11 protein-coding genes are annotated in these 12,045 nt (G+C 69.6%); 4 read left to right on the top strand and 7 right to left on the bottom strand.

Annotated features, from left to right (window positions below):
• Positions 1 to 54: 54 nt before the first annotated feature.
• From ACIQMR_RS21710 to ACIQMR_RS21700, 3 genes are read right to left on the bottom strand one after another with little or no spacing between them, the layout of a single operon-like run.
• Positions 55 to 1,194 carry a putative T7SS-secreted protein gene (locus tag ACIQMR_RS21710; protein ID WP_401389567.1) on the bottom strand — a complete coding sequence of 380 codons (1,140 nt, stop codon included), beginning with the start codon at positions 1,192 to 1,194 and terminating at the stop codon, positions 55 to 57.
• Positions 1,176 to 1,823 (bottom strand): hypothetical protein, encoded by a 648-nt coding sequence (locus tag ACIQMR_RS21705; protein ID WP_401389564.1) that lies wholly within the window; start codon positions 1,821 to 1,823, stop codon positions 1,176 to 1,178. Before ACIQMR_RS21705 ends, ACIQMR_RS21710 begins: the two co-directional genes overlap by 19 nt.
• A complete protein-coding gene (locus ACIQMR_RS21700; RefSeq protein ID WP_401389561.1) occupies positions 1,820 to 2,269 on the bottom strand; it encodes an SseB family protein in 450 nt (149 codons plus the stop codon). The genes ACIQMR_RS21705 and ACIQMR_RS21700 overlap by 4 nt, the downstream gene beginning before the upstream one ends.
• 335 nt (positions 2,270 to 2,604) lie before the next feature.
• Here ACIQMR_RS21700 and ACIQMR_RS21695 point away from each other — a divergent pair, with 335 nt between their 5' ends.
• The 3 genes from ACIQMR_RS21695 to ACIQMR_RS21685 all read left to right on the top strand — a co-directional run bounded on the left by ACIQMR_RS21695 (position 2,605) and on the right by ACIQMR_RS21685 (position 6,824).
• Positions 2,605 to 5,214, top strand: a complete 2,610-nt coding sequence (locus tag ACIQMR_RS21695) for a bifunctional FO biosynthesis protein CofGH (RefSeq protein ID WP_401389558.1) — start codon at positions 2,605 to 2,607, stop codon at positions 5,212 to 5,214.
• A gap of 17 nt (positions 5,215 to 5,231) precedes the next feature.
• Positions 5,232 to 5,516, top strand: coding sequence for a hypothetical protein (locus ACIQMR_RS21690; protein ID WP_401389555.1), 285 nt, complete (start codon positions 5,232 to 5,234; stop codon positions 5,514 to 5,516).
• A 192-nt stretch (positions 5,517 to 5,708) separates the two neighbouring features.
• Positions 5,709 to 6,824 (top strand): ADP-ribosylglycohydrolase family protein, encoded by a 1,116-nt coding sequence (locus ACIQMR_RS21685; RefSeq protein ID WP_401389552.1) that lies wholly within the window; start codon positions 5,709 to 5,711, stop codon positions 6,822 to 6,824.
• A 167-nt stretch (positions 6,825 to 6,991) separates the two neighbouring features.
• Here the strand turns inward: ACIQMR_RS21685 and ACIQMR_RS21680 are convergent, their stop codons facing one another.
• Together ACIQMR_RS21680 and ACIQMR_RS21675 are read right to left on the bottom strand one after the other, a co-directional pair.
• Complete coding sequence (locus ACIQMR_RS21680) at positions 6,992 to 8,581, bottom strand: sodium:solute symporter family protein (protein ID WP_401389550.1); 1,590 nt, start codon at positions 8,579 to 8,581, stop codon at positions 6,992 to 6,994.
• A gap of 189 nt (positions 8,582 to 8,770) precedes the next feature.
• On the bottom strand, positions 8,771 to 9,553 hold the full coding sequence (locus ACIQMR_RS21675) for an SDR family oxidoreductase (RefSeq protein WP_401389548.1): 783 nt from the start codon (positions 9,551 to 9,553) through the stop codon (positions 8,771 to 8,773).
• Positions 9,554 to 9,634: 81 nt separating this feature from the next.
• On the opposite strand from ACIQMR_RS21675, the gene ACIQMR_RS21670 reads away from it, so the two are divergent.
• On the top strand, positions 9,635 to 10,462 hold the full coding sequence (locus ACIQMR_RS21670; RefSeq protein WP_401389545.1) for a hypothetical protein: 828 nt from the start codon (positions 9,635 to 9,637) through the stop codon (positions 10,460 to 10,462).
• A 166-nt stretch (positions 10,463 to 10,628) separates the two neighbouring features.
• On the opposite strand, the gene ACIQMR_RS21665 is transcribed toward ACIQMR_RS21670, so the two are convergent.
• The gene (locus ACIQMR_RS21665) at positions 10,629 to 10,829 is read right to left on the bottom strand and encodes a DUF397 domain-containing protein (protein ID WP_266379046.1); all 201 of its coding nucleotides are present in this window, start codon (positions 10,827 to 10,829) and stop codon (positions 10,629 to 10,631) included.
• Between the two features lie 191 nt (positions 10,830 to 11,020).
• Entirely contained in the window at positions 11,021 to 11,878 is an 858-nt protein-coding gene (locus ACIQMR_RS21660; protein ID WP_401389542.1) for a helix-turn-helix domain-containing protein, read from the bottom strand.
• Positions 11,879 to 12,045 lie beyond the last annotated feature (167 nt).

The raw sequence follows: 12,045 nt of genomic DNA, 5'->3' as shown, positions 1-12,045 counted from the left end.
ACGCCATCCCCGCAACTACCTGGCCTTTCTCGGCCTCGCCGCCGCTCTGTGCTGCTACAAGCGACTCGTCCGCCTCACCACATAGGACACGGCCTTAGTGCCCACCATTTCAGGGAGGAGCCGGCCCCCGAATTCGCTCGGGTCGCTCTTGAGTGACTCCCACGCGCCCTTAAGGGCGCGGTCCGGGTTCGCGGCGGTGGAGGCGAGACCGGCCAGGGTCATGTTGAGACCCTTGTAGTACTCGGCGGGGTGGGTCAGGTTGTAGGGGTCGCTCGGGTTGATCGACCGGACGAAGTTGACCAGGCCCGCGGCGCCCTTGACGACGCCGCCGGCCAGGTGGGTGGTCTCGACACCCTGGGCGAGGCCGTAGTCCAGGAGTTCGAGCTTGAGCTGTTCGCGACCCGTGGGTTCCTTCGGGGCGTGGGCCAGGGCGGCGCTGACGGCGGACTTCGCGGTGTCGGCAGCCTCGTTGCGGTGCCGACGGGCCTCGTTCAGGATCTCCTTCGCCCGTTCCCGCTTGGCGTTGCCGGGATCGGTGAAGGGACCGGGCCGCGGCGGCGGGTTGTCGCTGTTGCGGGCGGCGTTGTAGGCGTCGACCTTCTTGTTGTAAGCGTCGACCGCCGTCTTGGAGTCCGCTTCGCCCTCCTTGTAGAGGGCGATGGCCTCCTTCGCCTTGCTCTGGGCGCCGACGACGGTCGTCGAATACGTCTCCAGGGCCTTCGCCGCGGCCTCGAAAGCGTCGGCGGCGTGCAGCCAGTCGGTGGGCAGCGTCTGGACCTTCTTACGGAACGCGTCGGCCGCCTCGCCCTTCCAGTGACTGGAGTCGAGCTTCTTCATCCCGCCGCCGACGAGTTCGAACGCCTTCTGGAAGTCCCGGAGGTTCTTCACCGTCGAGGCGATCTTCCCGGGATTGCCGTGGATGAGTTCGTCGGCCTCCTCGGTCTGGCCGAGCTGTTGCTCACCCACCTCCGCGCCGAGCGAGGAGGCGGTCTCGTCGCCCCAGTCCTCGACGCCGTCCGCCCAGTCGTGCGCACCGACCTTGTCCAGGCCGTCGCCGACCTTGTCCGTGGTCCAGTCGATCCCCTCGCCGACCTTCTCCTTGGCCGTGTCGATTCCGTCGTCGACGATCTCGATGCCCTTGTCGAGGGCTTTGCCCCAGTCCCCCAGGTCCACCATCAGCCGTGCTCCCCCCACCGCGGCTCCTCGGCCTGCGCGATCGTCTCCTGGGACGGGTCCAGGGCCTCGCGCAGCTGTGCGTCCGCGGCGTCACGTTCCTCCGAGCCGATCAGGCCCGAGCGCTCCATGGAATCCAGCTGCGCGTCCATGACGTCGTAGCCGGTGTTCTTCCAGGTCTCCTTCACTTCTCCGTGCGCCTCGGAGAACGACTCGGCGCTCCAGTCCGCGTCGTCGAACCATGTCTGGGTGCTGATCTCGTCCCAGTCCTTGGCCTTGACCTCGTCCTCGCTCAAGTGCGGATTCCCGTTGACGGCGTTGACGCCGATCTTGATCGAGTCCTTGACGTACTGCTCCTGCTCGGCGAACGAACCCGCCGACAGACCCACGGCCTGTGCGAACCCGTTCCCCTTCAGCGTGAGCGTCCGTACACCCCACTCCCAGCGGTCGCAGAACGTCCGGAACTGCTCCGCCAGCCCGCCGTGTCCCAGCTCCAGCCCCGACAGACCCAGCTCCGAGAAGCCGCGTCCGGCGGTGGCTTCGCCGATCATGCCGAGGTCCTTCAGCTCGGCATGTGCGAGGTTGATGCCCTTCACGATGCCGGCGAGCGCCTCCGGCGGCGCCTGCAGGTCGGGTTCCTGCCCGCTCATTCCGTTCCCCCGTCTCCCTCGAGATCAACTGCCACCGCGGCGGGCACGATGCCTTCGACCGGCGGGAACAGCATGCCGTCATCGCTGCCCGCGTCCAGAGCAACGCCCCCCGGGCCCGGCAGCATGGGAACCAGCACGTCCAGCAGCCGCGCGCCGAGGATCGTCCGGTACTTCCACTCGCGCCGGGTGTCTCCCTGGACGTGGGCGAACCGCGCCAGAGCCTCATCGTCGGAGAACGCGCAGATCCAGCGGACACCGCCCTGGTCGGCGGTCCAGAGGCTGCCGTAAGCATCCAAGGGCACCAGCACGGCGGTACGCCGGAATTCACCGAGCAACCGCGCAAACCCCCGTCGGGCGGCGGCCGGCGCATCGTCCGCGGCATGGACGCGGGGCACGCTCGTCACCGGCGGCGCGCTCGCCGTGGGCGCCTGTTCGGCGTCGGGCATGGGCGCCTCGGCCTGGGGAGGCGGCGGAGGGGATGGGGTCCAGTCCGCCAACTCGGCCAGTTTTGAGGGCTGGTCGCGCCCTGGTATGCCGTCCCCGTTGTCAGTCACATGCGGAATGCTGTCATGGGCCGCTTCCCGAACGCAACGAAATGTATCGGGCGTTTACGGGGTGAAACCGGCGGTCCGGGTCAGGCTGGAGGTCAGGGAGCGCCTCATCCGGACGCCTCGTCCGGAAGGTTGCCGGGAACGGTGCGCATCCCTCCGTGCCCGACGATTTCGAGGCATACGTCCGGGCCTGAGGCCTGCCCGTCGGTGGGCGCTCGTATGCTCGCTGCATGACGGATCACCAGGCCGCAGACCAGGCTGGAGAACAGCCCGGACGTCCCACCGCCAACGCCATGCGCCGCGCCCTCAGGCGGGCCAGGGACGGTGTTGCCCTCGACGCCGGTGAGGCCGCCGTGCTGTTGCAGGCGCGCGGGGAGGATCTCGCGGACCTGTGCGCGTCGGCGGCGCGGGTGCGGGACGCGGGGCTGGAGGCGGCCGGGCGGGCCGGGGTGATCACGTACTCGAAGAGCGTGTTCATCCCGCTCACGAGACTGTGCCGCGACAAGTGCCACTACTGCACCTTCGCGACCGTCCCCGGGAAGCTGCGGCGTGCGGGCCACGGGATGTTCATGTCGCCCGACGAGGTGCTGGACATCGCACGGCGCGGGGCCGAGCTGGGCTGCAAGGAAGCGCTGATCACGCTCGGGGACAAGCCGGAGGACCGCTGGCCAGAGGCGCGTGAGTGGCTGGAGGCCGAGGGGTACGACGACACCATCGCGTACGTACGGGCCATGGCGATCCGCATCCTGGAGGAGACCGGGCTGCTGCCGCACCTCAACCCCGGGGTGATGACCTGGACGGACTTCCAGCGGCTCAAGCCCGTCGCGCCCTCGATGGGCATGATGCTGGAGACCACCGCCACCCGTCTGTGGTCCGAGCCGGGCGGCCCCCACCACGGATCGCCGGACAAGGAGCCGGCGGTACGGCTGCGGGTGCTGGAGGACGCCGGACGCAGTTCGGTGCCGTTCACCAGCGGGCTGCTGATCGGGATCGGCGAGACGTACGAGGAGCGCGCCGAGTCGCTGTTCGCGCTGCGCCGCATCTCCCGTGCCTACCACGGTATCCAGGAGCTGATCATCCAGAACTTCCGCGCCAAGCCGGACACGGCGATGCGCGGCATGCCGGACGCCGAGCTGGACGACCTCGTGGCGACCATCGCCGTCGCCCGGCACATCATGGGACCCTCCGGCTGTCTCCAGGCCCCGCCGAACCTCGTGGACGAGGAGTACGGGCGGCTCATCGCGGCCGGCATCGACGACTGGGGCGGCGTGTCGCCCCTGACGCCAGACCACGTCAACCCCGAGCGGCCGTGGCCGCAGATCGAGCTGCTCGCCGAGCGGTCCGCCGACGCCGGCTTCCGGCTGCGTGAACGACTCGCGGTCTACCCGGAGTTCGTGCAGCGCGGCGAGCCCTGGCTGGACCCGAGGCTCCTGCCGCACGTACGGGCGCTGGCCGACCCGGCGACGGGCCTGGCCGACGCGGACGCCATGCCCGTGGGCCTGCCGTGGCAGGAGCCGGACGAGGGGTTCACGGCGAGCGGCCGTACCGATCTGCACCGCACCATCGACACCGACGGGCGGACCTCCGACCGCCGCGACGACTTCGACGACGTGTACGGCGACTGGGAGTCCCTGCGCGAGGCCGCCGCGCCCGGCATGGTGCCGTCGCGCATCGACACCGACGTACGGCAGGCCCTGGCCACGGCCGCCGACGATCCGACGAGACTCACCGACGACGAAGCCCTCGCCCTGCTGCACGCGGACGGGCCCGCTCTCGACGCGCTGTGCCGCATCGCCGACGAGCTGCGCCGCGATGTCGTCGGCGACGACGTCACGTACATCGTCACGCGCAACATCAACTTCACCAACGTCTGCTACACCGGCTGCCGTTTCTGCGCCTTCGCCCAGCGGCGCACGGACGCCGACGCCTACACCCTCTCGCTCGACCAGGTCGCCGACCGGGCCCAGCAGGCGTGGGACGTCGGCGCGGTCGAGGTGTGCATGCAGGGCGGCATCCACCCCGACCTGCCCGGCACGGCGTACTTCGACATCGCCCGGACCGTGAAGCAGCGCGTCCCCGGCATGCACGTGCACGCCTTCTCACCCATGGAGGTCGTCAACGGGGCCTCACGCACCGGGATGTCGATCCGCGAGTGGCTCACGGCCGCGAAGGAGGCCGGGCTCGACTCGATCCCCGGCACGGCCGCGGAGATCCTCGACGACGAGGTGAGGTGGGTACTGACCAAGGGCAAGCTGCCGACCGCCACCTGGATCGAGGTCGTGACGACGGCGCACGAGCTGGGCATCCGCTCGTCGTCGACGATGATGTACGGGCACGTCGACCAGCCCCGGCACTGGCTCGGCCACTTCCGCACCCTGGCCCGGATCCAGCAGGAGACGGGCGGGTTCACCGAGTTCGTGACGCTGCCCTTCATCCACACCAACGCGCCCGTGTACCTGGCCGGAATCGCCCGGCCCGGGCCGACGACCCGCGACAACCGCGCGGTGACGGCCATGGCCCGGCTGCTCCTGCACCCCCACATCCCCAACATCCAGACCAGTTGGGTGAAGCTCGGCGCGGAGGGCGCGGCGGAGATGCTGCGCTCCGGCGCCAACGATCTCGGCGGCACGCTGATGGAGGAGACCATCTCCCGGATGGCCGGGTCGAGTTACGGCTCGTACCGCTCCATCCAGGACCTGATCGCCATCGCCGAGGCCGCCGGGCGGCCGGCCAGGCCCCGTACGACGCTGTACGGGGAGGTCCCGGCCGAGCGGCAGAGGAGCGCACTGGCGTCCGACGGGCATCTGCCGGAGCTGCTGCCGGTGCTGGAGCAGGGCTGAGACGCGACCGCGGCGGCGTGACCGGCTGGACCGGACCGGACCGGTCGCACCCCACCGCACCGGACCGGTCGGACCGCACCGGACCGGTCGGACCGCACCGGACCGCACCGGACCGGTCGGACCCGCCGGATCGGGCGGTTCCGCTGCGGGCCCTCGAGCATCTCGACCGGTGCCTCGCGCTCGGCCACGACCGGGCCTGGACCCACGTCCGGCGCGCTTCGGTGCTGATCTCGCTCGAAATGATGCCCGAGGCGCCGGCCGCGCTGGACACGGCCCGGCAGCGGGCTTCGTGTCACGAGTAAGCAGGTCATGCGGCGGATCCTGCGGGCGGGGCGCGACGCACCCCGGAAATCCGCCATGAACAGTGATCAAAACCGGCCTGAAGGGCGACCGCCCACATACCGTTTCACAAGCCCTCCCGGCTGGATTGCGCCCATGAAGCGATCTCGTGCGGTCGATTACAGTTCTGCGCACGAGAAGGGAGGGGAGGTCGCGTGACGACAGCAGCCACAGCAGTCTGGGGCCGTGCCGAGCAGCAGGACTTCCGCGCCCGGGTACGCGGCTGTCTGCTGGGCGGGGCCATCGGTGACGCGCTGGGCGCCGGAGTCGCCGAGCTGACGGTCGACGACATACGGGCCGCCCACGGCCCCGACGGTGTCGCCGACTTCGTCCCCGCGTACGGCAGGCGCGGCGCCGTCACCGCCGCCACCCAGCTGACGCTCTTCACCGTCGACGGCCTCATACGCGCCCAGGTCCGCCGCGACACCGGCGCCTGGCACCCGCCCACCGACGTGCACCGCGCCCATCTGCGCTGGGCCGCCACCCAGCGCGACTGGGGGCCCGACGAGCGCCGCAAGGACAACGGCTGGCTGGCCTGCGAGGAGTGGCTCTACGCCCGCCGCGACCCGGCTCCCGCCTGTCTCACCGGGCTCGGCGACGAAACCCTCGGCACGCTCGACAAGCCCAAGAACCCGACCGCGCGCGACTCCGGAGCCCTGGTGCGCTCCGCGCCGTTCGGCCTGCTCGTGGGCTGGGAACCGCAGCTGGTCTGCCAGCTCGCCGTGGAGTGCGCGGCGCAGACCCACGGCCACCCGACCGCGTATCTCTCGGCCGGCGCCTTCGCCGTGATCGTGCACGGGCTGGCCCGCGGCGAGACCGTCGACGGCTCGGTCCAGCGCGCGCTCTCGCTCCTCACCCCCAGGCCGGGCCACCAGCCCGTGACCGACGCGCTCAAGCAGGCCCTCGGCGCCGTACGCCAGGGCATTCCGAGCCCGGCCAGGATCGCCGCCCTCGGCAACCCGGAGAACGCGGAGGACGCCCTCGCCGTCGCCGTCTACTGCACCCTCGTCGGCGAGGACATCCGCCACGGCCTCCGCCTCGCCGTCAACCACGACGGCTCTTCCCACACCACCGCCACCCTCTGCGGCGCCCTCCTCGGCGCCCTCCACGGCGAGACCGCCCTGCCCCCCGCCTGGCTCGCGGAGCTGGAGGGCCGCGCCACGGTCCTCGAACTCGCCGACGACTTCGCCATGGAGATGACCCAGGGTCCCGCCCTCCACGGCCCGTCGGTCTCCGCCCAGGGCTGGCTGCACCGCTACCCGCGCGGCTGAGGAGCTGAGGGGCTTGAGCGGCTTGAGGGTCGAGCCGCTGAGTCGCTGAGCCGCTGAGCGGCCGGTGCCGGCGTACCGTGCCCCTCTGCTCGTGGGGCGGGCCGTGGACACACAGACGAGGGTGGGCGGCCCCGTGGCCCGCCCACCCCCGACGGTGAGAACGCTCCCTACTCCCTGGCCGCCGACCGCGCCGTCGAGTCACCCACCGTGTCCCCGGCCGGGGTCGGCCCAGGAATGGCCGCCGTGGCCGGCCCGCCGCCGCCACCAGGGTTGAGCTGCGCGAGGATTCCGTCGCGCTCCGGGGTGTCCTCCGGCTTGATGTAGCCGACGAGGATGAAGAGCACCAGCGAGACCGCGAGCGGGATCGAGACCTGGTACTGCAGCGGCACACCGCCCTCGACGCTCCAGCTGATCGGGTAGTTCACCAGCCAGAACGTGATCAGACCGACGCCCCAGCTGAGCAGCGCCGCCGTCGGGCCGCATTTACGGAACCAGGGCAGCAGGCCGAGCATCAGCGGGATGGCGATCGGGCCCATCAGACCCGCGACCCACTTGATCACGACGGTGATGATGTCGCCGAAGAAGGCCGAGTTGACCTGAGTCGCGATGGCCATGGACAGGCCGAGGAAGAGCAGCGTCGACCAGCGGGCGGCCAGCAGTCCGGCACGTGTGTCCCACTCGCGGACCTTGCGGGAGACGGCGGGCATGATGTCGCGCGTGACGACCGCCGCGATGGCGTTGGCGTCCGAGGAGCACATCGCCATGGTGTGGGAGAAGAAGCCCACGACGACCAGGCCCAGCAGCCCGTGCGGCAGGAGCTGTTCGGCCATGATGGCGTACGAGTCGGCCGGGACGACGTTCTTCTCGTTCTGCAGGATCACGGGCGCCACCCACATGGGGAAGAACAGCACCAGCGGCCAGATCAGCCAGAGCAGGGCGGAGAGCCGTCCCGAACGCTCGGCGGACTCGGCCGAGTCGGTGGCCATGTAGCGCTGGGCCTGGTTCCACATGCCGCCCGAGTACTCGAACGTCTTGATGAACAAGTAGGCGATCAAGAAGACCATCATGTACGGGCCGGCCAGCGGCTTGCTGTGCCCCTGCATCACCGGTTCGTCCCAGACGTTCCACAGGCTGCTGAAGCCGCCCAGTTCGGCCATGACGGCCACCAGCATCGCGATGCCGGCGAGGAGCTGGATGATGAACTGGCCTAGTTCCGTCAGGGCGTCCGCCCACAGGCCACCCACGGTGCAGTACACGGCGGTGACCGCGCCCGTGATCAGGATGCCCATGTTGAGCGAGACGCCCGTGAAGACGGACAGCAGGGTGGCGATGGCCGCCCACTTGGCGCCGACGTCCACGATCTTCAGAAGGACGCCGGACCAGGCGAGGGCCTGTTGGGTCGGCAGGTTGTAGCGCCCCTTGAGGTATTCGAGCGGCGAGGCGACGTGCAGGCGTGAGCGGACCCGGTTCAGGCGTGGAGCGAACAGCCGCGAACCGATGGCGATGCCGATGGCGATGGGGAAGGACCAGGTCACGTAGGACGTCACGCCGTAGGTGTAGGCGATTGCCGCGTACCCCGTGAACATGACGGCGCTGTAGCCGGACATGTGGTGGGAGATGCCCGACAGCCACCATGGCATCTTGCCGCCGGCGGTGAAGAAGTCGCTGACGTTGTCCACACGCTTGTGGGACCAGATGCCGATGGCGACCATCACGCCGAAGTAGCCGATGAGCACGGTCCAGTCGAGACTGTTCATGTCCCCCTCCAGGGGTCCGCCTTGTGAACGCCGTTCATGGTGTGGCCATGTGAGCGCCCGCGACAACGAGTCGTTGGGTCAAGAGGGAGTAAAATCGTTCGAGTTATTGACCTTCATTCACATCCATGGACAACTGGAGGGCAGAGAAGGGCCGCACGGGGCGTTTGCCCGTGCGGCCCTGGGGAGTTGTCAGCGCATCAGTTCGCCGGCGTTGACCAGGAGGGACTGGCCTGTGATCGAGCGGGCGCGGTCGGATGCGAGGAAGGTGGCGGCCTCCGCGACGTCCGCGTCCGTCGCGAGGTCCGGAAGGGCCATCCGTTCGGTCAGTCGGGCGAGGACCTCGGGCTCCGGGACGCCCTCGGTGTGGGCGGTGAACTGTACGTACGCCTGGACCGGCGGGCCCCACATCCAGCCGGGCAGGACCGTGTTGACCCGGATGCGGTGCGGGCCGAGTTCGCGGGCCAGGGAGTACATGGCCGAGGTGAGCGCGCCCTTCGAGGCCGCGTAGGCCGCCTGGCGGACCTGGGAGGGTGCGGCGACCGAGGACTGGGTGCCGATGATGACGACCGAGCCGCCGCGTTCCTTGAGGGCCGGCAGGCATGCGCGGGTCATGCGCAGTGTCCCCAGCAGGTTGACGTCGAGGACCTGCTGCCAGGTCGAGAAGTCGGCGTCCTCCAGGCCGCCGAAGTAGCTGTCCCAGGCGGCGACATGGACGACCGCGTCGATCCGGCCGAAGCGCTCCACGGCGAGGGCCGCGAGCGCCCCGCACTGGGTCTCGTCGGTGATGTCGGTGGGCCGGTGGGCGGTGTGCGCGCCCTCGGGATCGATCTCGGTGGCGGTCTTGGCGAGATTCGCCTCGGTGCGGGCGCCGAGGACGGCGTTGCCCCCGTCGCGGACGACGGTCGCGGCGATCTGGTGTCCGAGTCCGGCGCCGACGCCGGACACGATGACGGTCTTCCCCTGCAGCAGCATCTCGGCGACTCCCGGCTCTGGCCCTTTATCTGACGCTGCGTCAGAGTAGGTCCGTCCACCGGAGGAGGGAAGGGGAGCGTCGTGAGTGAGGACACCCGGTCCGAGGTGTACGCGGAACTGGCGGCCGTCGGCCCCTACGGGGTTCGCCCCGGACATGCGCTGATCACCATGGTCGAGCCGCATCCCGGCCAGGAGTACGCGTACAACCGCTGGTACGAGGACGACCACTACTACGCGGGCGCGATGGCGATGCCCTGGATGTACGCCGGGCGCCGCTGGGTCGCCACCCGGGACCTCCAGCGGCTGCGCTATCCGGAGAAGTCGGCGGTCGCCCAGCCGGTGACGGCGGGCTGCTACATCTCCACGTACTGGATCACCGACGGGCGCTACGACGACCACATGAGGTGGACCGTCGGTATCAACAAGCGGCTGAATCGCGACGGCCGGGTCCATCAGGCCCGTACGCACGTCTTCACCGCCTTCCAGGACCACGTGGCGACCGTCTACCGGGACGGTGCTGCGGGCCCGCGTGACTACCACGCGCTGGACCATCCGTACGCGGGGCTGGTCGTGGAGGTGATCGACGCGGAGGGGCCGCAGGGGCGGGCGGAGCTGCTGGAGTGGCTGCGGTCGCGGGAGCTGCCGAAGCGGCTCGCGGGCTCCCCGGCGGCGATGGTGACGGTCTTCCGGCCGACGCCGCTGCCGCTGGACCGGATGTCGTACGTGAAGCAGGTGGAGGGCGTCGACACCCGGCTGACGCTGCTGTGGTTCCTGGAGCGGGATCCGCGGGACTGCTGGGAGGGGCACTTCGCCGATCTCGACGCGGGGGAGCGGGGGAGGATCGAGCTGGTCGCGCCGTTCATTCCGACCGTGCCGGGTACGGACCGCTACGTGGACGAACTGCGCTGAACGGCGACTCGCTCTGGCCGACGAACCGTGCCGGGCGACGAGTTGTGCCGGGCGGCGAGTCGTGTCGGGCGGCGAGTTGCGCCGGACAGGGCCGAGCCCCCTCGGCCGGGACGGCGGACCAGTCGAGAGGGCTCTGTCGTTGCCGGTGCTTCCCGGGAGCGGAACCCTAGAGGGAGCCCTTGGTCACGCCGTGCACGAACGCGGTCCACGACTCGGGGACGAAAGTGATGGAGGGGCCCTCGGGGGCCTTGGAGTCCCGCACGGCGATCGCCTGCACGACAGGGGACTTGACTTCGACACACGCGCCGTTTCCGCCGGAGTACGAGGATTTGGTCCAAGTGTCCGTGGCGCCCTGGTGAATAGCCATGTCTTTCTCCGGTTCCGTGTTTCGACGGTGTGGCCGACGTTCTTGACGGCGTGATCAGGACGCTACTTGGCAGGCTCGACTGCTGAGAACGTCCGTTCACTCGACCGGATGGCATATTCCGCTGCGCTCTTACGGGAAACGGTCGCGAAGGTGTACCGTGCGCCCTCGCGACTTCCCGAGTGGCTTTCCGTTTACTTCGCGTACGACTTGGCGATGTCTTCGATGTACTCGCGGGTCTGGTCCACGTTCAGCGCCTGGGCCCGCAAGTGCTCGTACATCACGGTGTATTTGTGGACGTCGTTCGCCTTCTCCAGATACAGGTCACTGGTGACGCCCTCGATGTAGACGACGCTCGAATCGGAGGCGTCGGGGAACTCCAGGATGGCGTAGTGCCCCGTGATGCCGGGATGGGCGCCCATGCTGAACGGCAGGACCTGGACCGTGACATGCGGCAGCTGGGACTGCTCGACGAGGTGCTCCAGCTGCTCGCGCATCATCTCCTTGTTGCCCACCACCCGCCGCAGCGCGGCCTCGTCGACCACGGCCCACAGCCGCAGCGGGCCGTCGGGGGAGGAGATCCGTTCCTGCCTGCGCAGCCTCACCTGGACGCGCTTCTCCACATCGCTGACCGGGGTCTCCGGCAGCGCGCCGGTGATGAGGGCCTCCGCGTACTCCCGGGTCTGGAGCAGTCCGGGGACGATCTGCGGCTCGTAGACGCGGAGCGAGGCCGCGTCCGTTTCCAGGCCGATGTAGACGCTGTACGGGATGTCGCCGAAGGCGTGCCACCAGCCCTGCTGGCGGGAGTCCTTGGCCATCTGCATCAGTGAGTCGACGACCCGGTGGTCCTCGACCTCGTACACGCCGCAGAGGTCGCGCACATCGCGCTGGCTGATCGAGCGGCGGCCGTTCTCCAGTCGGCTGATCTTCGACTGGGAGACGAGCAGTCGGTCCGCCACTTCCTCTGCGGTCATGCCCTTGAGTTCACGGAGCCGGCGCAACTCCTGGCCCAAACGACGGCGCCTGACGGTGGGGTTGACGTTGGACGCCACGGGAACTGCACCTCCGGCTGTGGACTGCTGCGTTGTCCTTGTTGCTGTGTGTATCTACGTCTCAGCAGACTGCCACCAAAGGTGCGGCTCGCGCTGGAAAACGACGACACGCGCGCACAATGCGGGGGACAAAGCGAGAGCGCGGAGCAGTCGTGATGACTGCCCCG

This window comes from Streptomyces sp. NPDC091376 (assembly GCF_044757085.1).
In the GTDB taxonomy this organism is placed as follows: Bacteria; Actinomycetota; Actinomycetes; order Streptomycetales; family Streptomycetaceae; genus Streptomyces; species Streptomyces pratisoli.
The sequence above is the reverse complement of the archived record's forward strand: the minus strand, read 5'-3'. Positions and strand labels throughout refer to the sequence as shown.

Coding starts and splice junctions, on each gene's coding strand:
- ACIQMR_RS21705 (WP_401389564.1), bottom strand. CDS start 1,823: ATGAGCGGGCAGGAACCCGACCTGCAGGCGCCGCCGGAGGCGCTCGCC.
- ACIQMR_RS21700 (WP_401389561.1), bottom strand. CDS start 2,269: ATGCCCGACGCCGAACAGGCGCCCACGGCGAGCGCGCCGCCGGTGACG.
- ACIQMR_RS21695 (WP_401389558.1), top strand. CDS start 2,605: ATGACGGATCACCAGGCCGCAGACCAGGCTGGAGAACAGCCCGGACGT.
- ACIQMR_RS21680 (WP_401389550.1), bottom strand. CDS start 8,581: ATGAACAGTCTCGACTGGACCGTGCTCATCGGCTACTTCGGCGTGATG.
- ACIQMR_RS21675 (WP_401389548.1), bottom strand. CDS start 9,553: ATGCTGCTGCAGGGGAAGACCGTCATCGTGTCCGGCGTCGGCGCCGGA.
- ACIQMR_RS21665 (WP_266379046.1), bottom strand. CDS start 10,829: ATGGCTATTCACCAGGGCGCCACGGACACTTGGACCAAATCCTCGTAC.